The sequence below is a fragment of the Buttiauxella sp. AC038 genome, assembly GCF_979253565.1.
In genome coordinates, this window is sequence record NZ_CEEDCQ010000001.1 from 439,063 (window position 1) to 460,342 (window position 21,280).

The window sequence follows — 21,280 nt, forward strand, 5'->3', positions numbered from 1 at the left end:
GGTTTTACTGAGAAGGATAAGGTCATGCGCCATCGTAAGAGTGGTCGTCAACTGAACCGCAACAGCAGCCATCGCCAGGCTATGTTCCGCAATATGGCAGGTTCACTGGTTCGTCATGAGATCATCAAGACGACTCTGCCTAAAGCGAAAGAGCTGCGTCGCGTAGTTGAGCCGCTGATTACTCTTGCCAAGACTGATAGCGTTGCTAATCGTCGTCTGGCATTCGCCCGTACTCGTGATAACGAGATCGTGGCAAAACTGTTTAACGAACTGGGTCCGCGTTTCGCAGCCCGTACTGGTGGTTACACTCGCATTCTTAAGTGTGGCTTCCGTGCAGGTGACAATGCTCCGATGGCTTACATCGAGCTTGTTGATCGCGCCGAGTCTCAAACAGAAGCTGCTGCAGAGTAATCTGTAGTAACGTGAAAAAACCGGGCTTGCCCGGTTTTTTTATATCTGAAATTCGCCCTCCCGTGCTTTAAAAGCATATCTTTGTTATATCCCCAGTTTTTGCAGAGTTGATTAAGTGGTTATTTGATCAATGGGCAGAACCTCCACAACGCAAAGGTGAGTTTGATTCATTGCCTGGGTCAGGGAAACCTCTCGAACTCGATGATGATTCATATACCCCACTGGAATTGCGGGCGGCTTGGCGTCTAATGAAAAATTCCGGCTGCTTGCCTCCTGAGCTTCAACTGCGTAAGGATGCAATTGAGTTGAATGATTTGCTCAGATCGATAGATCATTGCCATCCAGAATACGTAGCTACCAGTAAGAAATTGCTATTACTTGAGTTCAAACTTCAGAATGCAGGAATGAGTACTGATTTTCTACATGGAGAGTATGCTGATAGATTGCTTCATAAATTTGATGAGGAATGATCATGTTTCGTATTGGAGAGTTGGCCAGACTGGCAGATGTGACACCCGATACCATCCGCTATTATGAAAAGCAGCAAATGATGGATCATGAAGTTAGAACTGAAGGAGGATTTCGGCTTTTTAGTGAAAGTGATTTGCAGCGCCTGAAGTTTATTCGTTATGCAAAGCAGTTAGGTTTTACGCTGGAAACTATCCGTGAACTGTTGTCGATCCGTATCGATCCTGAACATCACACCTGTCAGGAATCAAAAAGTATCGTGCAATCGAGACTCACAGAAGTTGAGTCTAAAATTAAAGAGCTTCAGCACATGCAGCGATCGTTACAGAGATTAAATGATGCATGTTGTGGTACTGCCCACAGCAGCGCATATTGTTCAATCCTTGAAGCGCTGGAGCAGGGGGCTAGCCAGCGAAAAGAATAAATTGTGATTTGTCAGATAGAGGCATAAAATCGTGCCGTTATTTTAATCAATCTGGAGTTTGTATGAGCAAGTATCAACATCAGAAAGGGATCATCAAAGATAATGCCATTGAGGCTTTGCTACACGACCCACTATTTCGTCAAAGAGTTGAGCAGAATAAGAAAGGTAAAGGGAGTTACCAACGTAATACAAAACATGGCAAACGAGGTAACTGGGAGGCCAGTGGCAAACAAGCAAATCGCTTTTTTACCACTGGCCTTCCTTTTTTTACTAACGCATTCAGATTCGTTCGTTCTGCTGTTTCAGCAGATCGCGAATTTCGCTGAGTAATACTTCTTCTTTGGTTGGTGCCGGTGGTGCTGCAGGTTCTTCTACTTTCTTACGGTTCAGTTTGTTTATCGCTTTGATCGCAAGGAAAATCGCGAAGGCAACAATCACGAAATCAAAGATATTCTGAATAAATACGCCGTAATGCATCACTACTGCTGGAATATCACCCGCAGCAGGTCTTAATGTTAAGGCGAACTGTTTAAAATCTACGCCGCCAATTAACAAACCAAGTGGCGGCATAATAATATCCGCAACTAGTGATGAAACAATTTTCCCGAATGCGGCCCCAATAATTACACCTACTGCCAAATCCACAACATTTCCGCGCATCGCAAATTCACGGAATTCTTTTAACATGCTCATTTTTCTCTCCTTGTACCGGCTGACGTTAATAAGTCTAACAAATGATGACCCGATTGCCATTACATCAGGAAATAAGAATCCCCGCTAATGCCTTAATATTAAGAGGGTTTATTGGGTAAAGAGAATTACGGGTAGAATGTTTATCTACCCGTTGAAGGTTATAAGAAGAAAGGACTTGGCTGGAATAGACGTTCCACATCGCTCACAAATTTCTTATCTGTCAGGAACATAATTACATGGTCGCCCTGTTCTATACGTAAATTGTCATTGGCGATCATGACATCGTTTCCCCTGACTACAGCACCAATTATCGTACCTGGCGGAAGCTTTATTTCATCAATAGAACGACCTACTACGCGTGAAGTACTTTCATCGCCATGGGCAACCGCTTCGATTGCTTCAGCCACTCCCCGACGTAGAGATGATACCCCTACGATATCGGCTTTACGCACATGGCCCAATAATGCTGAAATGGTGGCTTGCTGTGGTGAAATTGCAATATCAATTACGCTGCCCTGGACCAAATCGACGTAGGCTTTACGTTGGATAAGAACCATGACTTTCTTGGCACCCATACGTTTAGCCAACATAGCGGACATAATATTTGCTTCATCGTCATTGGTAACAGCGATAAACAAATCAACTTGTTCAATATGCTCTTCGGCTAACAGCTCTTGGTCCGATGCATCACCATAGAATACGATGGTGTTTTGCAGCATTTCGGCGAGTTCGGCAGCACGCTGCGGATCGCGTTCGATAAGTTTAACGCTGTAATCTTTTTCAAGACGTTGTGCCAGACCCGCACCAATATTACCGCCACCTACCAGCATAATTCGCTTATATGGTTTTTCGAGGCGCTGTAACTCACTCATTACAGCCCGAATATGTTGAGAGGCGGCAATGAAGAAGACTTCATCTCCCGCTTCAACGATAGTCGAACCTTGCGGGCGAATCGGACGGTCATGACGGAAAATCGCGGCAACGCGTGTCTCGATATGCGGCATATGTTCGCGCATAGTGGATAGTGCATTTCCGACTAACGGGCCACCGTAATAGGCTTTCACAACGGCAAGGCTTACTTTGCCTTCAGCAAAATTAACTACCTGAAGCGCGCCTGGGTATTCAATCAGTCGGTAAATATTGTCGATTACCAGCTGTTCCGGCGCGATAAGGTGATCAATTGGCACTGCTTCGGCATTGAATAAACGCTCGGCATCACGAACGTAATCAGGTGCACGAATTCGCGCGATTCGGTTTGGAGTATTAAAAAGCGAATATGCTACCTGACAGGCAATCATGTTCGTTTCATCAGAACTGGTTACTGCGACCAGCATATCGGCATCATCTGCGCCAGCTTCACGCAAAACGCGCGGATGCGAACCGTGACCCTGCACAACGCGTAAATCGAACTTATCCTGCAAGCTGCGCAGACGATCCTGATTGGTATCAACAACAGTAATGTCGTTGTTTTCACCTACCAGGTTTTCTGCCAGTGTGCCGCCGACCTGGCCCGCACCGAGAATGATTATTTTCATTTTTTATAGCTTCATTTGAGATGAAACCTAAGACTCAGCAAACCTGAATCAGCTTTTAATTAGCTTAGCGTAAAAGAAGCCATCACCATCTTCCGGAGAAGGGAGATTCTGGATCCCAGGTATTTCTGGTGTACCTGTTTCCACCAGTTTCGCCTCTGGATGCTGCGCCAGGAATGCCGCGACTTGCAGATAGTTTTCTTCCGGCAGGATAGAACATGTAGCGTAAACCAATGTGCCACCCGATTTCAGTTTTGGCCAAATGGCTTCCAGAATTTCTTTTTGTAGTGCAGCTAATTCAGGGATGTCTCTGTCGCGACGCAACCATTTGATATCTGGATGGCGGCGAATAACACCCGTGGCTGAACACGGTGCATCAAGAAGAATGCGATCAAATTGTTGATTAGCACACCACTGCTCAGGGAAACGCCCGTCTCCTGATTTAACCTCTGCACTCATACCCAAACGTTGCAAGTTTTCGTGCACACGCTTCAGGCGCTGTTCATCAATGTCGACAGCCATCACGCGTGCTTTAGGTGCAGCTTCAAGTATATGAGTGGTTTTGCCGCCAGGTGCTGCGCACAAATCGAGGATCGCATCGCCATCTTGCGGATCCAGCAGATCAACACAACCTTGCGCTGAGGCATCTTGAACCGTCACCCAACCGTCTTCAAAACCCGGTAATGCATGAACTGGTGCAGGAGTTTCCAGGCGCACAGCATCGCGATATTGCGGATGAGCATGACCTTCCAGCCCATTTTCTGCTAATAACGCCATCCATTCTTCACGAGTATGGTGTTGGCGATTAACACGCAGCCACATAGGAGGGCGCTGGTTGTTGGCATCGACAATAGATTGCCATTGGCCCGGATAGGCTTTTTTCAGCCGTTGCAGTAACCAGCTCGGGTGTAAGGAACGGCTTTCATGTTTAGCCGCTTCAGCCATCAGCTCTTCTTGTTGACGCTGGAACTGGCGTAATACGCCGTTAATCAAACCCTTAAGTGATTGCTTCTTGATAGCAACTGCGCCTTCAACTGTTTCTGCCAGAGCGGCATGAGCAGGAATGCGGGTGTAAAGCAGCTGATAAAAACCTACCATAATCAGATAGTGGATGGTGCGTTGCTTGCCCGTCATCGGGCGAGACATCAACTTACCAATCAACCATTCCAGCTGAGGCAGAGTGCGTAATACGCCAAAGCAAAGCTCCTGAAGCAGTGCTCTATCTTTATCAGAGACTTTTTGTTGCATAGCAGGCAGGACATTGCTGAGCGATTGACCTTGTTCCACAACTTGTTCAATCGTTTGTGCGGCCATACTGCGAAGATTTAATGTTTTTTTCATACGTACGCTCTGGTTTTTCGGCGCTTAAAAACAAAAATGCCCAGGTGATTGACCTGGGCGCAAAGGATTTCTTTTCTCAGGCGAGAAGTGCACCTGGCTTAAACCATTCACTGCGAGAGTTCAGGAGATCCTGAGCAGTCATCGCTTTCTTTCCTGCTGGTTGAAGGGATTGCAGATTTAAAATCCCGTCGCCGGTTGCCACCTGAATACCCTGTTTATTGGTTTCAATGATGGTTCCAGGTGCTGCGTCAGTGAGTTGATTGATTACTGATGCTTGCCAAATTTTGACGGGTTGGCCGTCAATTTCCAGCCAACTCATTGGCCATGGGTTAAAGGCGCGGATGCAACGCTCGAGTTGTGCAGCAGATAGCGACCAGTCGATACGCGCCTCTTCCTTGCTGAGTTTCTCAGCGTACGTGACCAATTCCTCGCTCTGAACTTCTGGTGTTGCACGCCCTGTAGCCAGTTGGTTTAACGTTTCCAGTAACCCTTGAGGGCCAAGGTTTGCCAGCTTATCGTAAAGCGTTGCGCTGGTATCAGTGGCTTCAATTGGGCAGGAGAGTTTCACCAGCATATCGCCCGTATCCAGGCCCACGTCCATTTGCATAATGGTCACGCCAGTTTCGGCATCACCAGCCCATAACGAACGCTGGATAGGTGCTGCACCACGCCAGCGTGGCAGCAGCGAGCCATGAACATTAATACATCCCAGGCGTGGCATATCCAGAACCGCTTTTGGCAGAATTAAACCATAAGCTACAACCACCATGACATCGGCGTTCAAACTAGAAACCAGTTCCTGATTTTCGGCCGGACGCAAAGAAGCTGGTTGAAATACAGGGATATCCCTTTCAGTCGCCAGTACTTTAACTGGGCTTGGCATTAACTTTTTGCCACGCCCAGCAGGCCTGTCGGGTTGTGTGAATACGCCAACTACCTGGTGCTGAGAAGACAACAGCGCGTCAAGATGACGCGCTGCGAAGTCAGGAGTGCCAGCGAAAATAATACGCAGTGAATCAGACACATTATTCCCTTGTGTGATGGATTAGGCGCTCTTATTCAGACGAGCCATTTTTTCCAGTTTCTGACGAATACGCTGACGCTTCAACGGCGAAAGGTAATCAACGAAGAGTTTACCAACCAGGTGATCCATCTCGTGTTGAATACAAATGGCAAGCAGGCCATCCGCTTCCAGTTCGTATGGCTTACCTTCACGGTCCAGAGCGCGGATTTTGACTCTTTCCGCTCGCGGAACAAGAGCACGTTGTTCTGGAATGGACAGGCAACCCTCTTCGATACCAGTATCGCCGCTTTTCTCCAGCAACTCAGGGTTAATCAAAACCAGGCGTTCGTCGCGGTTTTCAGAAACATCAATCACAATGATACGTTGATGGATATCCACCTGTGTTGCTGCAAGGCCAATACCTTCCTCTGCGTACATTGTCTCGAACATATCATCGACAATCCGCTGAATCTCAGCATTCACCTCTTTGACCGGAGCCGCCACAGTGCGAAGGCGCTCGTCCGGAAAATGTAATACCTGCAAAACTGACATAAATATCCAGAGCTGTGTTCAATTGATAGAAAGATTATTACCTCTATTCTAGACATTTCCCCGCCTGATTGACAGCATCAGTGACCAATCGCAAGGATTGCTTTTATAGCTTATGGCAGGAGGAAGATATGCCACCAAAGGAGATATGGCTACGCTTGATGGCTGTTCAAAGTCTCAGTGGAGATAAGCTATTAAAAATTGCCCATTTCTTACTAAACGAGCCGGAATGCACGGTCACTCATCTATCAAACTCTGGCTTATCTGCCCTGCAGATTTCATATTTTCTGGAATTTAGTGAAAAAGAGCTGGAAGCTTCACTTTGCTGGCTTGAGCAACCCCGTCACCATCTTCTTACTGCCGATAGTGCCAATTATCCCGAGCAGTTGCGGGCAATAGATTGCTACCCGGCAGCGCTATTTGTTGCAGGTGATATTGAGCTTCTTGCCAGTAACCAATTAGCCGTAGTCGGTAACCGTAACCTTTCTCTTTATGGCGAACGGTGGTGCCGAATGTTTTGTGAGCCATTAGCTACTGCGGGATTAACGATAACGAGTGGTTTGGCTTTAGGTATTGATGCTGTAGCGCATCGCGCAGCATTAAACGTACATGGAAAAACAGTAGCTGTTTTAGGAAACGGGCTGGCAAATCTTTACCCTAAACGCCATAAACAATTGGGTGAGCAGATTATTGCTGAGGGTGGTGCCATTATCTCTGAGTTTCCACTGAATACCACGCCATATCCGGGTAATTTTCCACGCAGAAATCGAATTATCAGTGGCTTGAGTCGGGCTGTTTTTGTCGTGGAGGCAAGTGAGCGCAGCGGCTCTTTGGTGACTGCACGATATGCTCTTGAACAAGGGCGGGAGCTTTTTGCATTACCGGGAGCAATTGGCAGCCCAGGGAGTGAAGGCCCCCACTTGCTCATCAAGCAAGGCGCTACTTTAGTCAGTCATCCCTCAGACATACTTGAGCATCTGGAAAATGAACTGCAATGGCTTCCCTCTATCCCCAAGGCCTTAATATATTCACACAATGAAGGGGATCGAACATTGCCATTTCCTGAGCTGTTGGCTAACGTAGGAGATGAGGTTACACCTGTTGACGTCGCCGCTGAACGTGCCGGCCAACCTGTGCCAGTTACGGTAGCCCAGCTACTCGAACTGGAGTTAGCAGGATGGATCGCAGCTGTACCCGGCGGCTATGTCCGATTGAGGAGGGCATGCCATGTTCGACGTACTAATGTACTTATTTGAAACCTACATCCACAACGAAGTGGAAATGCGAGTTGATCAAGATAAATTGACGCGTGATCTCGCCGATGCTGGTTTTGATCACGAAGACATTTATAACGCTCTTGTATGGCTTGAAAAGTTGGCGGACTATCAGGAAGGTCTGACTGAACCCATGCAACTAGCTGCTGATCCACTTTCTATGCGTATGTATACCGCAGAGGAATGCCAGCGACTTGATGCAACTTGTCGGGGGTTTTTACTATTTCTGGAACAGATTCAGGTGCTGAACCTCGAAACCCGTGAAATGGTCATTGAACGAGTATTAGCGTTAGACACCGCTGAGTTCGAACTGGAAGACTTAAAGTGGGTGGTGCTAATGGTACTGTTCAACATTCCGGGGTGCGAAAATGCATATCAGCAAATGGAAGAATTACTCTTCGAAGTAAATGAAGGTATGCTGCATTAAATTAAAGCCGCGGCATGAGATGTTATGACCAAATCAGCACTGTTCACTGTGCCTAAAAATGAACCCTGTCCCCAATGTGGGGCAGGGTTAGTCATTCGTTCTGGTAAACACGGCCCTTTTCTTGGCTGTTCTCATTACCCGGAATGTGATTATGTTCGCCCGCTAAAAAGCCTGGCTGATGGCCATGTGGTTAAAGTACTTGAAGGTCAACACTGTCCTGTATGCCAGGAAAATCTGGTATTACGCCAGGGGCGTTTCGGCATGTTCATTGGTTGTAGCAATTATCCAGCTTGTGATCACACCGAAGTTATCGACAAACCCGATGAAACTGCAATCAATTGCCCGCAATGCCAGAAAGGTAAATTAGTCCAAAGACGTTCTCGATTTGGTAAAACCTTTTGGTCATGCGATAGCTATCCGACCTGTCAATTCGTCATTAATAGCAAACCGGTGGCAGGCGAATGCCCTGCGTGTCACTATCCGTTAATCATCGAAAAGAAAACGGCACAGGGATTGAAACAATTCTGTGCCAGCAAACAATGTGGAAAGCCGGTAACGGTGGAATAAAGCTTGTGAAGACAAACCTGCAAACAGAGCAACTCCAAGAGATCGTTGCCGCCCTAAAACAACAACATGTGATCGCATATCCAACCGAAGCTGTGTTTGGCGTCGGTTGTGATCCTGACAGTGAGCTGGCAGTTACGCGTTTACTAGAGTTAAAACATCGTCCCGTAGATAAAGGCCTTATCCTGATAGCTGCGAGTTTCGAGCAACTTGTTCCTTATATAGATAGCTCCGTGCTTTCGCAAATGCAGCGAGAAACCGTATTCTCTTGTTGGCCAGGACCTGTGACCTTTGTTTTCCCTGCTCTTCCTTCAACGCCGCGCTGGCTAACGGGTCGATTTGATTCCTTAGCCGTGAGGGTCACTGATCATCCATTGGTTCGTGATTTATGCCTGGTTTTTGGAAAACCTTTGGTTTCTACCAGTGCCAATTTATCTGGTTTGCCACCTTGTCGTACGGCTGATGAAGTCTTGGCTCAATTTGGTGACGGCTTCCCGGTTCTGCGTGGCGATACCGGAGGCAGGTTGAATCCATCTGAAATTCGTGATGCTTTGACCGGCGAACTTTTTCGCCAGGGGTAATTAATGAACACCTTTGCCGTTTTTGGTAACCCAATTCAGCACAGCAAATCACCGCAAATTCATCAGATGTTTGCTGAGCAGTTAAAAATAGAGCATCCATATGGCTGTGTGCTGGCACCTGTAGATGCTTTTATTGAAACTCTTGAGCAATTTTTCCAGGCAGGCGGTAAAGGCGCCAATATTACGGTTCCTTTTAAAGAGCAAGCATTCGCCCGTGCTGATCAACTGTCAGAGCGCGCAGCATTAGCCGGTGCGGTTAATACGCTTAAGCGCCTGGACGATGGGCGCCTGCTCGGCGATAACACCGATGGGATTGGTCTTTTAACCGATCTGGAGCGTTTATCGTTGATCAAACCAGGTCGGCGTATTTTGTTGTTGGGAGCGGGTGGCGCGGCTCGGGGAGTTTTACTACCTCTGCTTTCGCTTGATTGTTCTGTGACGATAACCAACCGTACATTTTCTCGAGCCATGGATCTCGCACTACTATTTAGCCACACTGGCAGTGTTCAGGCGTTAGAGCAGTCTGAGCTGGAGGGGCATGAGTTCGATCTTATTATTAATGCCACCTCTAGCGGAATTGCTGGTGACATTCCTGCTATTCCAGCATCGTTGCTTTCGAGCAATGTTCAGTGCTACGACATGTTCTACCAAAAGGGCGAAACCCCTTTCTTACACTGGTGCAAACAACACGGTGTTCAAAACTATGCTGATGGTTTAGGAATGCTGGTGGGTCAGGCTGCACATGCCTTTTTCCTGTGGCACGGTGTGTTACCAGAAGTCGCGCCAGTAATAGAGAAGCTAAAGCAGGAAATGTCGCAGTGAACCAGTCGATCCTGTTTCCCGATCGTGAGCAATGGGACGATCAACTTCTGGCGGTCTGCTTTCCTGCATTAGTAAATGGCTTTCAGGTGATGTGCAGTATTACCGGGGAAACTATCGCCAGCCGTTATGGTGGCGATAATAAAGAATCATGGCTTGAGCTCTTTCGTCTTAATCGTTGGGATTTGGAAGACGAAGCGGAGGCGTTAATTGAAGCTGATGAACATGACAATCAAGGCTGCGTCTGGCTTTCCTGAGCAAAGTACTCATCTTTCCAGCGAACGTAGTTATTGGCTGAGTATTTTAAGCCTTCCAGTTCTTCAGCCGTAAGAGGGCGGATCTGCTTCACTGGGCTACCCAGATAAAGGAAGCCGCTCTCAAGACGTTTATTTTGCGGCACCAAACTTCCTGCCCCGATCATTACATCGTCTTCTATTACTACACCATCCAGTAAAATCGACCCCATTCCTACGAGCACGCGGTTACCGATCGTGCAGCCGTGCAGCATGACCTTATGTCCCACAGTCACATCTTCACCGATAATAAGTGGATTGCCTTCTGGGTTATAGGAAGACTTATGCGTTACATGCAACACACTCCCATCCTGAATATTGCTACGAGCACCAATAGCCACATAGTTAACGTCACCACGGATAGCAACTAGTGGCCAAATACTCACATCATCGGCAATTCGCACATCACCAATCACAACACTTGAGCTATCAAGCATCACTCTTTGGCCAACTTCAGGATAGGTTTTTTGAAAAGGACGTAATACTGCAGACATAAATACCTCTGAAAGTTCTCTTCGTAGATAGACTGTGGCTGCTTTCTTAACCGATGGCAAGGAGGTAAAGCATCAAAAACAAGGCGAATTGGACATGATCGCAGCGAAAAGGGCGAAAACTAATCAGTCGGAAGAAAAGATCGAAAAAAGGGTTGTGCTATAAAAAGAGATCCCTATAATGCGCCTCCATCGACACGGAACATGTGAACAACATCACAGAGTAACGGCGGCGATGAGAGTCAAATATCCTGAAATTAAGGGTTGACTCTGAAAGAGGAAAGCGTAATATACGCCACCTCGAGTTAGCAAGCGAAAGCGCCTAACTCACTGCTCTTTAACAATTTATCAGACAATCTGTGTGGGCACTCGCAGGATTGATATCTCAGATACCTTCGGGTATCAAAAAAATATCAAGTCTTGAAGAGTGACCAAGCAGTAATTCATTTAGTTGAATTATTACGAAAGTTAATTTTTGAGCACCGCTTCACGAGTTGAAGCAAATCAAGCTTTTAATTGAAGAGTTTGATCATGGCTCAGATTGAACGCTGGCGGCAGGCCTAACACATGCAAGTCGAGCGGTAGCACAGGGAGCTTGCTCCTGGGTGACGAGCGGCGGACGGGTGAGTAATGTCTGGGAAACTGCCTGATGGAGGGGGATAACTACTGGAAACGGTAGCTAATACCGCATAACGTCTTCGGACCAAAGAGGGGGACCTTCGGGCCTCTTGCCATCAGATGTGCCCAGATGGGATTAGCTAGTAGGTGAGGTAATGGCTCACCTAGGCGACGATCCCTAGCTGGTCTGAGAGGATGACCAGCCACACTGGAACTGAGACACGGTCCAGACTCCTACGGGAGGCAGCAGTGGGGAATATTGCACAATGGGCGCAAGCCTGATGCAGCCATGCCGCGTGTATGAAGAAGGCCTTCGGGTTGTAAAGTACTTTCAGCGAGGAGGAAGGCATTGTGGTTAATAACCGCAGTGATTGACGTTACTCGCAGAAGAAGCACCGGCTAACTCCGTGCCAGCAGCCGCGGTAATACGGAGGGTGCAAGCGTTAATCGGAATTACTGGGCGTAAAGCGCACGCAGGCGGTTTGTCAAGTCGGATGTGAAATCCCCGGGCTCAACCTGGGAACTGCATTCGAAACTGGCAAGCTAGAGTCTTGTAGAGGGGGGTAGAATTCCAGGTGTAGCGGTGAAATGCGTAGAGATCTGGAGGAATACCGGTGGCGAAGGCGGCCCCCTGGACAAAGACTGACGCTCAGGTGCGAAAGCGTGGGGAGCAAACAGGATTAGATACCCTGGTAGTCCACGCCGTAAACGATGTCGACTTGGAGGTTGTTCCCTTGAGGAGTGGCTTCCGGAGCTAACGCGTTAAGTCGACCGCCTGGGGAGTACGGCCGCAAGGTTAAAACTCAAATGAATTGACGGGGGCCCGCACAAGCGGTGGAGCATGTGGTTTAATTCGATGCAACGCGAAGAACCTTACCTACTCTTGACATCCACAGAATTCGGCAGAGATGCCTTAGTGCCTTCGGGAACTGTGAGACAGGTGCTGCATGGCTGTCGTCAGCTCGTGTTGTGAAATGTTGGGTTAAGTCCCGCAACGAGCGCAACCCTTATCCTTTGTTGCCAGCGGTTCGGCCGGGAACTCAAAGGAGACTGCCAGTGATAAACTGGAGGAAGGTGGGGATGACGTCAAGTCATCATGGCCCTTACGAGTAGGGCTACACACGTGCTACAATGGCGCATACAAAGAGAAGCGACCTCGCGAGAGCAAGCGGACCTCATAAAGTGCGTCGTAGTCCGGATCGGAGTCTGCAACTCGACTCCGTGAAGTCGGAATCGCTAGTAATCGTAGATCAGAATGCTACGGTGAATACGTTCCCGGGCCTTGTACACACCGCCCGTCACACCATGGGAGTGGGTTGCAAAAGAAGTAGGTAGCTTAACCTTCGGGAGGGCGCTTACCACTTTGTGATTCATGACTGGGGTGAAGTCGTAACAAGGTAACCGTAGGGGAACCTGCGGTTGGATCACCTCCTTACCTAAAAGATACGAACTTGCGTAGTGCTCACACAGATTGTCTGATAGAAAACGAGCAGTAAAACCTTATAGGCTTGTAGCTCAGGTGGTTAGAGCGCACCCCTGATAAGGGTGAGGTCGGTGGTTCAAGTCCACTCAGGCCTACCAAATTCTCCCCTGTTCTGCGTTGCAACTCCGGCTCACATACTGATGTATGTGTCGCGAAGTCGCGCCTTGAACAATGAAGAATTCACGGTAAATCAAAGGTTTTACGAAATCGATGGGGCTATAGCTCAGCTGGGAGAGCGCCTGCCTTGCACGCAGGAGGTCAGCGGTTCGATCCCGCTTAGCTCCACCATCATTTCATGCTCACCCAATACTTCTAAGTGTACTGTTTAACAGTGTGCTGAGAAGTATTTGCTCTTTAAAAATCCGGAACAAGCTGAAAATTGAAACGACACACTGTTTCCTTTCTCCGTAATAAGAAAGGAATAGAAGTGTGTTCGAGTCTCTCAAATTTTCACAACATACGAGTGTGTCTTACGAGACATCTTCGGGTTGTGAGGTTAAGCGACTAAGCGTACACGGTGGATGCCCTGGCAGTCAGAGGCGATGAAGGACGTGCTAATCTGCGATAAGCGTCGGTAAGGTGATATGAACCGTTATAACCGACGATTTCCGAATGGGGAAACCCAGTGCAATTCGTTGCACTATCGTTAAGTGAATACATAGCTTAACGAAGCGAACCGAGGGAACTGAAACATCTAAGTACCTCGAGGAAAAGAAATCAACCGAGATTCCCCCAGTAGCGGCGAGCGAACGGGGAACAGCCCAGAGTCTGAATCAGTTTGTGCATTAGTGGAAGCGTCTGGAAAGTCGCAGGGTACAGGGTGATACTCCCGTACACAAAAATGCACTTGCTGTGAACTCGAAGAGTAGGGCGGGACACGTGGTATCCTGTCTGAATATGGGGGGACCATCCTCCAAGGCTAAATACTCCTGACTGACCGATAGCGAACAAGTACCGTGAGGGAAAGGCGAAAAGAACCCCGGCGAGGGGAGTGAAACAGAACCTGAAACCGTGTACGTACAAGCAGTGGGAGCCTCTTTTATGGGGTGACTGCGTACCTTTTGTATAATGGGTCAGCGACTTATATTCTGTAGCAAGGTTAACCGTATAGGGGAGCCGCAGGGAAACCGAGTCTTAACTGGGCGTTAAGTTGCAGGGTATAGACCCGAAACCCGGTGATCTAGCCATGGGCAGGTTGAAGGTTGGGTAACACTAACTGGAGGACCGAACCGACTAATGTTGAAAAATTAGCGGATGACTTGTGGCTGGGGGTGAAAGGCCAATCAAACCGGGAGATAGCTGGTTCTCCCCGAAAGCTATTTAGGTAGCGCCTCGTGAACTCATCTTCGGGGGTAGAGCACTGTTTCGGCTAGGGGGCCATCCCGGCTTACCAACCCGATGCAAACTACGAATACCGAAGAATGTTATCACGGGAGACACACGGCGGGTGCTAACGTCCGTCGTGAAGAGGGAAACAACCCAGACCGCCAGCTAAGGTCCCAAAGTCATGGTTAAGTGGGAAACGATGTGGGAAGGCACAGACAGCCAGGATGTTGGCTTAGAAGCAGCCATCATTTAAAGAAAGCGTAATAGCTCACTGGTCGAGTCGGCCTGCGCGGAAGATGTAACGGGGCTAAACCATGCACCGAAGCTGCGGCAGCGACGCTTAGGCGTTGTTGGGTAGGGGAGCGTTCTGTAAGCCGTCGAAGCTTACCTGTGAGGGTAGGTGGAGGTATCAGAAGTGCGAATGCTGACATAAGTAACGATAAAGCGGGTGAAAAACCCGCTCGCCGGAAGACCAAGGGTTCCTGTCCAACGTTAATCGGGGCAGGGTGAGTCGACCCCTAAGGCGAGGCCGAAAGGCGTAGTCGATGGGAAACAGGTTAATATTCCTGTACTCGGTGTGACTGCGAAGGGGGGACGGAGAGGGCTATGTTAGCCGGGCGACGGTTGTCCCGGTTTAAGCATGTAGGCGGAGAGTTTAGGTAAATCCGGACTCTTATCTAACGCTGAGGTGTGATGACGAGGTACTACGGTACTGAAGTAACAAATGCCGCACTTCCAGGAAAAGCCTCTAAGCATCAGGTCACATCAAATCGTACCCCAAACCGACACAGGTGGTCAGGTAGAGAATACCAAGGCGCTTGAGAGAACTCGGGTGAAGGAACTAGGCAAAATGGTGCCGTAACTTCGGGAGAAGGCACGCTGTCGGTAGGTGAAGTCCCTCGCGGATGGAGCTGAAGGCAGTCGAAGATACCAGCTGGCTGCAACTGTTTATTAAAAACACAGCACTGTGCAAACACGAAAGTGGACGTATACGGTGTGACGCCTGCCCGGTGCCGGAAGGTTAATTGATGGGGTTAAGCGCAAGCTGAAGCTCTTGATCGAAGCCCCGGTAAACGGCGGCCGTAACTATAACGGTCCTAAGGTAGCGAAATTCCTTGTCGGGTAAGTTCCGACCTGCACGAATGGCGTAATGATGGCCAGGCTGTCTCCACCCGAGACTCAGTGAAATTGAAATCGCTGTGAAGATGCAGTGTACCCGCGGCAAGACGGAAAGACCCCGTGAACCTTTACTATAGCTTGACACTGAACACTGGTCCTTGATGTGTAGGATAGGTGGGAGGCTTTGAAGCGAGGACGCCAGTTCTTGTGGAGCCAACCTTGAAATACCACCCTTTAATGGCTGGTGTTCTAACGTAGACCCGTAATCCGGGTTGCGGACAGTGTCTGGTGGGTAGTTTGACTGGGGCGGTCTCCTCCTAAAGCGTAACGGAGGAGCACGAAGGTTAGCTAATCACGGTCGGACATCGTGAGGTTAGTGCAAAGGCATAAGCTAGCTTGACTGCGAGAGTGACGGCTCGAGCAGGTGCGAAAGCAGGTCTTAGTGATCCGGTGGTTCTGAATGGAAGGGCCATCGCTCAACGGATAAAAGGTACTCCGGGGATAACAGGCTGATACCGCCCAAGAGTTCATATCGACGGCGGTGTTTGGCACCTCGATGTCGGCTCATCACATCCTGGGGCTGAAGTAGGTCCCAAGGGTATGGCTGTTCGCCATTTAAAGTGGTACGCGAGCTGGGTTTAGAACGTCGTGAGACAGTTCGGTCCCTATCTGCCGTGGGCGCTGGAGAATTGAGGGGGGCTGCTCCTAGTACGAGAGGACCGGAGTGGACGCATCACTGGTGTTCGGGTTGTCATGCCAATGGCATTGCCCGGTAGCTAAATGCGGAAAAGATAAGCGCTGAAAGCATCTAAGCGCGAAACTTGCCCCGAGATGAATTCTCCCTGGGAACTTGATTCCCCTGAAGGAACGTTGAAGACTACGACGTTGATAGGCTGGGTGTGTAAGCGTAGCGATACGTTGAGCTAACCAGTACTAATGATCCGTGAGGCTTAACCTTACAACACCGAAGGTGTTTTGGTTGAGAGACTAAGCATTTGATTTTCAGCTTGAACCGAGATTTTAAGTCGATGGTTATGTGAAAGCATGACGGTTGATGAAACAGAATATGCCTGGCGGCACTAGCGCGGTGGTCCCACCTGACCCCATGCCGAACTCAGAAGTGAAACGCCGTAGCGCCGATGGTAGTGTGGGGTCTCCCCATGCGAGAGTAGGGAACTGCCAGGCTCCAAATTAAAGTGTGCTGATATGGCTCAGTTGGTAGAGCGCACCCTTGGTAAGGGTGAGGTCCCCAGTTCGACTCTGGGTATCAGCACCAGTTTTTAGGTTTAAAGTTCGGCGCTGGATAAAGAATTTGCCTGGCGGCAGTAGCGCGGTGGTCCCACCTGACCCCATGCCGAACTCAGAAGTGAAACGCCGTAGCGCCGATGGTAGTGTGGGGTCTCCCCATGCGAGAGTAGGGAACTGCCAGGCTTCAAATAAACAAAAAGGCCATCCTTGCGGATGGCCTTTTTGTTTTGTATTTCCAGCGGAAATAAAAGGCCACTTACGTGGCCTTTCTCGTTAAATATTAATGAATAACCTGAGACAAGAAAGCACGAGTACGTTCCGACTTAGGGTGAGCAAAGAACTCATTTGGTGGTGCCTGCTCCACGATCTCACCTCTATCCATAAAGATCACTCTGTCAGCCACCGTTCGCGCAAAGCCCATTTCATGCGTTACACACAACATTGTCATGCCAGACTCAGCCAGCCCAATCATGGTATCCAGCACTTCTTTAACCATTTCCGGATCCAGCGCAGAAGTGGGTTCATCAAACAGCATGATCTTAGGTTTCATACACAGTGAGCGCGCAATCGCCACACGTTGCTGTTGTCCGCCAGATATTTGCCCCGGGAATTTATGCGCATGCTCTGCGATGCGTACCTTTTCCAGATAGTGCATTCCGAGAGCTTCAGCTTCTTTCTTGGGCATCTTGCGCACCCAGATCGGGGCAAGAGTGCAGTTCTGCAAAACGGTCAGGTGTGGGAACAGGTTAAAGTGTTGGAAAACCATCCCGACCTCAGTCCTAACCTTCTCTATATTACGTAAATCATCGTTGAGTTCGGTTCCATCAACGACAATGCGCCCTTGTTGATGCTCTTCCAGGTGATTAATGCAGCGTATAGTTGTTGATTTACCTGAACCGGAAGGTCCACACAGGACAATGCGCTCGCCTTGTTGCACCTTCAAATTGATATCTTTAAGTACGTGAAACTGCCCGTACCATTTATTCACATTCTCCAGCATGATCATCGCATCAGCGGGTTGCATCGTAATCTGGCTCATTTATTCATCCTCAGTGCGGTGTTCGTCCGGTGTTAAAACGTTTTTCAAGATGCTGGCTGTAGCGCGACATGCTGAAACAGAAAATCCAGTAGATGAGTGCTGCGAAGACATAGCCTTCGGTCGACATTCCAAGCCAGGCAGGATCGACAGTGGCTTGCTGTACGCTGCTAAACAGATCAAACAAACCAATAATGATCACCAGACTGGTGTCTTTGAATAGAGCAATAATGGTGTTAACCAGGCCTGGAATGACCATCTTTAATGCCTGCGGGAGGATCACTAATCCCTGGGTTTTCCAGTATCCCAACGCCAGAGATTCTGCGGCTTCGTATTGCCCTTTTGGTAGCGCCTGCAAGCCACCGCGAACCACTTCAGCGACATAAGCCGACTGGAAAAGGATCACTCCAACCAATGCGCGGATAAGTTTGTCTATGCTTGTTCCTTCAGAAAGAAACAGCGGCAGCATGACGGATGACATGAACAACACGGTGATTAGCGGAACGCCTCGCCAGAACTCGATAAATATCACTGACAAGATCCTGACTACCGGCATCGTCGAACGGCGACCTAAGGCCAGTAAGATCCCTAATGGCAACGCCCCGGCGATCCCGACGGATGCAATGATCAACGTTAATGTCAACCCGCCCCACTGGCGTGTCTCGACACGATCCAGCCCTAAAAAGCCACCGTATAATAAACCCCAAACAACCAGCGGATAGATAACGGCCCATGCGGCGATGTAACGGCCACGGCGAGGCATCGCATTCCAGAACATTGGAATGATGGAAGCCAGACCAATTAGCAGTGCAAGGTTAATGCGCCAGCGTTGATCATGCGGGTAGAGCCCATACATAAACTGTCCGAAACGTGCGTGGATAAACACCCAGCATGCCCCTTCTTTTGTGCAGTCCGCACGGGTTTCACCAATCCAGTTAGCCTGGAAAATCGTCCAGTTTAACAAGGGTGGAATCAGCACCCACATCATCCACAAACAGAAAATAGTCAGTAAGCTATTAGACCAGCTGGAAAAAAGATTCTTACGAGCCCATTGCACGGCACTTGAGCGAACAGCTTTTGGGCGCGTGTGATGTGACACTAATGCTTTTGTCATCGTAATTCCTTAGCGCTCAATCAGGGCAATTCGCCGATTATAGATATTCATCAGTAACGAAATAGTCAGACTTATAATCAGGTAGACTGACATCGTTATGGCAATAGTTTCAATGGCTTGACCCGTCTGGTTGAGCACTGTTCCTGCGAACAATGAGACCATGTCCGGGTAACCAATAGCGGCTGCCAGTGATGAGTTTTTGACGATATTGAGGTACTGACTGGTGAGTGGCGGGATGATGACGCGCATTGCCTGAGGAATAATAACCTGCCGTAATGTGACAGGGTTCGGTATGCCCAGGGAACGTGCTGCTTCGTGTTGGCCGTAGGGGACAGACTGAATTCCCGCGCGGATAATTTCGGCAATAAAAGCGGATGTATACACCGACAATGCTAAAGTTAATGCCGCTAGCTCAGGAATGAGAACCATCCCCCCACGGAAGTTAAAGCCCCGTAAAGCGGGAACATCCCAGTGTAATGCTGCGCCAAAAAACCCGTGTGCCAGTAGCGGTAACAAGATCAGTAATCCCAGACCGTAAGGCCAGGTGCGACGCAATTGCCCGGTTTTTATCTGATGCATTTTGTTATAGCGATACAAGCCTGCCGAGATTATCAGTGCTAACAAAATGGCACCGGTGAAAGCCAGTACACCTTCACCAATCTGCGGGGAGGGGATATAGAGCCCGCGGTTACTCAGAAAGAGAAGGTCGAATGCGTTGACTGCCTGACGAGGGCCGGGCAGGTTGCGAAGAACGGCAAAATACCAAAAGAAGATCTGCAATAATGGAGGGATATTGCGGAATGTCTCAATGTAGAAAGTAGAAAGTTTACGTAGCAACCAGTTATCGGATAGCCGGGCAAGCCCCAGAAAGAAGCCGATAAATGTAGCAAACACAATGCACAATGCGGAAACCAACAAAGTGTTCAGCAGACCGACGACAAACACGCGGCCATAAGTATCACCCTGCTCATAATCAACGAGATGCTGAACGATACCGAAGCCAGCGGCTCGGTCGAGGAATGCAAAACCTGAGGTAATGCCACGATTACTAAGGTTGGTGACGGTGTTATGAATCAGATAAATAGCGATGCCTACGACGGCAACGACAGCAATAATCTGGAACAGCCAGGCACGAACCGCTGGGTTAGAAAAGGAAATATCACCTTTTACGATTGGGCGGCGATGGGACATAAGCGAACCTCAGTAACATAAACTCAAACCCTGGGCACTACCGAAGTAGTGCCCATTTCTGACGTCTCGCTTAGCGAACAGGCGGTGCGTACTGAATACCACCTTTGTTCCACAGGTTGTTTTGCCCACGTTTGATTTTCAACGGGCTATCAGAACCGACGTTATGTTCGAAGATTTCAGCGTAGTTACCGACTTGTTTGACGATGTTGTACGCCCATTTATTATCGAGCTTCAGGTCTTTACCGAAATCGCCTTCTTTACCTAACAGGTGAGCCATATCCGGCGTGGTTGGATTAGCAGCCATCTGATCAACGTTTTTAGAGTCAATCCCCATCTCTTCAGCATTGAGCATGGCGAATAAAGTCCAGCGCACGACGGAGAACCAGTCTTCATCACCACGGCGTACGACTGGGCCTAAAGGCTCTTTTGAAATGACTTCAGGAAGAACCACCCACTCACCTGGTGTGCTCAGTTTGATGCGCAGTGCATAGAGTTGAGATTGGTCGGAAGCCAGAGTATCGCAGCGGCCTGATTCCAGAGCCTTGGCTGACTCATCGGAGCGATCGAATGTTACAGGGGTGTACTTCATATTATTTGCTTTGAAGTAATCGGCGACGTTCAGTTCGGTATCGGTACCTGCCTGAATACAAACGGTCGCGCCATCCAGTTCTTTAGCGCTCTTCAGGCCTGCTTTGTTGTGCGTCAGGAAACCGATGCCATCGTAATAAGTGACGCCGGTAAACATCATTCCCATGCCAGCATCGCGTGATGAAGTCCAGGTGGTATTACGCGACAGAATATCTACTTCGCCTGACTGGAGAGCCGTAAAACGCTCTTTTGCGGTCAGCGGGGTATATTTAACTTTCGAGGCATCCCCAAATACCGCAGCGGCAACGCCACGACAAACGTCCACATCAATGCCGGTAAATTTACCGTTTGCATCAGCGTAAGAAAAACCAGGCAAGCCGTCACTTATCCCGCATTGCACAAAGCCTTTCTTCTTTACCGCATCAAACGTAGTGCCAGCATGAGCCTGATTGACTACCGCGAATAATGCACCGGCAGCGACCAGAGTGGAGATCAGAGTCTTTTTCATAATGCATCCTGTGTGGCGAAATTATCGTTATAAGTGTCGGCATCCGTATGGCGCCGTTTTTCCTGTCTGTGGCATCTGCCAGTCTGGTTAAAGCAAAGGGAGTGCCAAGATTGCGAGAGACGGCATGCGTGTGCCTCCCGTCGCAGTAAGCTGAGTGTAGACAGGAAAAATTACTTACA

The 21,280-nt window shown here is 48.9% G+C and carries 20 protein-coding genes, 3 tRNA genes and 4 rRNA genes; 17 read left to right on the forward strand and 10 right to left on the reverse strand.

Going from position 1 to position 21,280, the window contains the following annotated elements:
• Positions 1-24 precede the first annotated feature (24 nt).
• The 4 genes from rplQ to AC0IXI_RS02140 all read left to right on the forward strand — a co-directional run bounded on the left by rplQ (position 25) and on the right by AC0IXI_RS02140 (position 1,629).
• Positions 25-411: a 50S ribosomal protein L17 gene (rplQ, locus tag AC0IXI_RS02125; protein WP_034461760.1), complete on the forward strand. Its 387-nt coding sequence runs from the start codon at positions 25-27 to the stop codon at positions 409-411.
• A gap of 110 nt (positions 412-521) precedes the next feature.
• On the forward strand, positions 522-881 hold the full coding sequence (locus tag AC0IXI_RS02130) for a DnaJ family domain-containing protein (RefSeq protein WP_413499869.1): 360 nt from the start codon (positions 522-524) through the stop codon (positions 879-881).
• 2 nt (positions 882-883) lie between these two features.
• Positions 884-1,303: a Zn(2+)-responsive transcriptional regulator gene (gene zntR / locus AC0IXI_RS02135; RefSeq protein ID WP_471681870.1), complete on the forward strand. Its 420-nt coding sequence runs from the start codon at positions 884-886 to the stop codon at positions 1,301-1,303.
• Positions 1,304-1,365: 62 nt separating this feature from the next.
• Positions 1,366-1,629 (forward strand): alternative ribosome-rescue factor A, encoded by a 264-nt coding sequence (locus AC0IXI_RS02140; protein ID WP_074392011.1) that lies wholly within the window; start codon positions 1,366-1,368, stop codon positions 1,627-1,629.
• Here AC0IXI_RS02140 and mscL read toward each other — a convergent pair.
• From mscL to def, 5 genes are all read right to left on the reverse strand, one after another.
• On the reverse strand, positions 1,583-1,996 hold the full coding sequence (gene mscL, locus AC0IXI_RS02145; RefSeq protein WP_034461758.1) for a large-conductance mechanosensitive channel protein MscL: 414 nt from the start codon (positions 1,994-1,996) through the stop codon (positions 1,583-1,585). The two genes, AC0IXI_RS02140 and mscL, sit on opposite strands and share 47 nt — an antisense overlap.
• A gap of 158 nt (positions 1,997-2,154) precedes the next feature.
• Positions 2,155-3,531 carry a Trk system potassium transporter TrkA gene (trkA, locus tag AC0IXI_RS02150; protein WP_034461757.1) on the reverse strand — a complete coding sequence of 459 codons (1,377 nt, stop codon included), beginning with the start codon at positions 3,529-3,531 and terminating at the stop codon, positions 2,155-2,157.
• 48 nt (positions 3,532-3,579) lie between these two features.
• Entirely contained in the window at positions 3,580-4,869 is a 1,290-nt protein-coding gene (rsmB, locus tag AC0IXI_RS02155; protein ID WP_134187854.1) for a 16S rRNA (cytosine(967)-C(5))-methyltransferase RsmB, read from the reverse strand.
• Between the two features lie 76 nt (positions 4,870-4,945).
• Positions 4,946-5,893 carry a methionyl-tRNA formyltransferase gene (gene fmt / locus AC0IXI_RS02160; protein ID WP_134187856.1) on the reverse strand — a complete coding sequence of 316 codons (948 nt, stop codon included), beginning with the start codon at positions 5,891-5,893 and terminating at the stop codon, positions 4,946-4,948.
• A gap of 21 nt (positions 5,894-5,914) precedes the next feature.
• A complete protein-coding gene (gene def, locus AC0IXI_RS02165; protein ID WP_064514237.1) occupies positions 5,915-6,424 on the reverse strand; it encodes a peptide deformylase in 510 nt (169 codons plus the stop codon).
• 128 nt (positions 6,425-6,552) lie between these two features.
• On the opposite strand from def, the gene dprA reads away from it, so the two are divergent.
• From dprA to AC0IXI_RS02195, 6 genes are read left to right on the forward strand one after another with little or no spacing between them, the layout of a single operon-like run.
• Entirely contained in the window at positions 6,553-7,677 is a 1,125-nt protein-coding gene (gene dprA / locus AC0IXI_RS02170) for a DNA-protecting protein DprA (RefSeq protein WP_471681871.1), read from the forward strand.
• Positions 7,649-8,122, forward strand: a complete 474-nt coding sequence (gene smg, locus AC0IXI_RS02175) for a DUF494 family protein Smg (protein ID WP_064514233.1) — start codon at positions 7,649-7,651, stop codon at positions 8,120-8,122. The genes dprA and smg overlap by 29 nt, the downstream gene beginning before the upstream one ends.
• 24 nt (positions 8,123-8,146) lie before the next feature.
• Positions 8,147-8,689 carry a DNA topoisomerase family protein gene (locus AC0IXI_RS02180; RefSeq protein WP_064514231.1) on the forward strand — a complete coding sequence of 181 codons (543 nt, stop codon included), beginning with the start codon at positions 8,147-8,149 and terminating at the stop codon, positions 8,687-8,689.
• Between the two features lie 5 nt (positions 8,690-8,694).
• Entirely contained in the window at positions 8,695-9,267 is a 573-nt protein-coding gene (gene tsaC, locus AC0IXI_RS02185; protein WP_413499866.1) for an L-threonylcarbamoyladenylate synthase type 1 TsaC, read from the forward strand.
• Positions 9,268-9,270: 3 nt separating this feature from the next.
• Positions 9,271-10,089, forward strand: a complete 819-nt coding sequence (gene aroE, locus AC0IXI_RS02190; RefSeq protein WP_471681872.1) for a shikimate dehydrogenase — start codon at positions 9,271-9,273, stop codon at positions 10,087-10,089.
• Positions 10,086-10,343 carry a DUF1488 family protein gene (locus tag AC0IXI_RS02195; protein WP_134187863.1) on the forward strand — a complete coding sequence of 86 codons (258 nt, stop codon included), beginning with the start codon at positions 10,086-10,088 and terminating at the stop codon, positions 10,341-10,343. The genes aroE and AC0IXI_RS02195 overlap by 4 nt, the downstream gene beginning before the upstream one ends.
• Here the strand turns inward: AC0IXI_RS02195 and AC0IXI_RS02200 are convergent.
• Entirely contained in the window at positions 10,319-10,873 is a 555-nt protein-coding gene (locus AC0IXI_RS02200) for a gamma carbonic anhydrase family protein (RefSeq protein WP_413499868.1), read from the reverse strand. The genes AC0IXI_RS02195 and AC0IXI_RS02200 overlap by 25 nt on opposite strands.
• A gap of 510 nt (positions 10,874-11,383) precedes the next feature.
• Between AC0IXI_RS02200 and AC0IXI_RS02205 the strand changes: the two genes are divergently transcribed.
• From AC0IXI_RS02205 to rrf (AC0IXI_RS02235), 7 genes are all read left to right on the forward strand, one after another.
• Positions 11,384-12,923, forward strand: a 16S ribosomal RNA gene (locus AC0IXI_RS02205).
• Positions 12,924-12,992: 69 nt separating this feature from the next.
• A tRNA-Ile gene (locus tag AC0IXI_RS02210) sits at positions 12,993-13,069 on the forward strand.
• A 114-nt stretch (positions 13,070-13,183) separates the two neighbouring features.
• Positions 13,184-13,259, forward strand: a tRNA-Ala gene (locus AC0IXI_RS02215).
• Between the two features lie 206 nt (positions 13,260-13,465).
• Positions 13,466-16,374 (forward strand): 23S ribosomal RNA (locus tag AC0IXI_RS02220).
• Between the two features lie 111 nt (positions 16,375-16,485).
• A 5S ribosomal RNA gene (gene rrf / locus AC0IXI_RS02225) occupies positions 16,486-16,601 on the forward strand.
• 15 nt (positions 16,602-16,616) lie between these two features.
• A tRNA-Thr gene (locus tag AC0IXI_RS02230) sits at positions 16,617-16,692 on the forward strand.
• Between the two features lie 39 nt (positions 16,693-16,731).
• A 5S ribosomal RNA gene (gene rrf, locus AC0IXI_RS02235) occupies positions 16,732-16,847 on the forward strand.
• The 16S, 23S and 5S rRNA genes sit together here with 3 tRNA genes alongside, the layout of an rRNA operon.
• A 97-nt stretch (positions 16,848-16,944) precedes the next feature.
• On the opposite strand, the gene AC0IXI_RS02240 is transcribed toward rrf (AC0IXI_RS02235), so the two are convergent.
• The 4 genes from AC0IXI_RS02240 to AC0IXI_RS02255 form a co-directional block, all read right to left on the reverse strand.
• A complete protein-coding gene (locus AC0IXI_RS02240; protein ID WP_064514184.1) occupies positions 16,945-17,703 on the reverse strand; it encodes an amino acid ABC transporter ATP-binding protein in 759 nt (252 codons plus the stop codon).
• Between the two features lie 10 nt (positions 17,704-17,713).
• Complete coding sequence (locus tag AC0IXI_RS02245) at positions 17,714-18,814, reverse strand: amino acid ABC transporter permease (protein ID WP_064514182.1); 1,101 nt, start codon at positions 18,812-18,814, stop codon at positions 17,714-17,716.
• Positions 18,815-18,823: 9 nt separating this feature from the next.
• A complete protein-coding gene (locus AC0IXI_RS02250; protein WP_471681873.1) occupies positions 18,824-20,005 on the reverse strand; it encodes an amino acid ABC transporter permease in 1,182 nt (393 codons plus the stop codon).
• A 70-nt stretch (positions 20,006-20,075) separates the two neighbouring features.
• Entirely contained in the window at positions 20,076-21,101 is a 1,026-nt protein-coding gene (locus tag AC0IXI_RS02255; protein ID WP_064514179.1) for an amino acid ABC transporter substrate-binding protein, read from the reverse strand.
• Positions 21,102-21,280 lie beyond the last annotated feature (179 nt).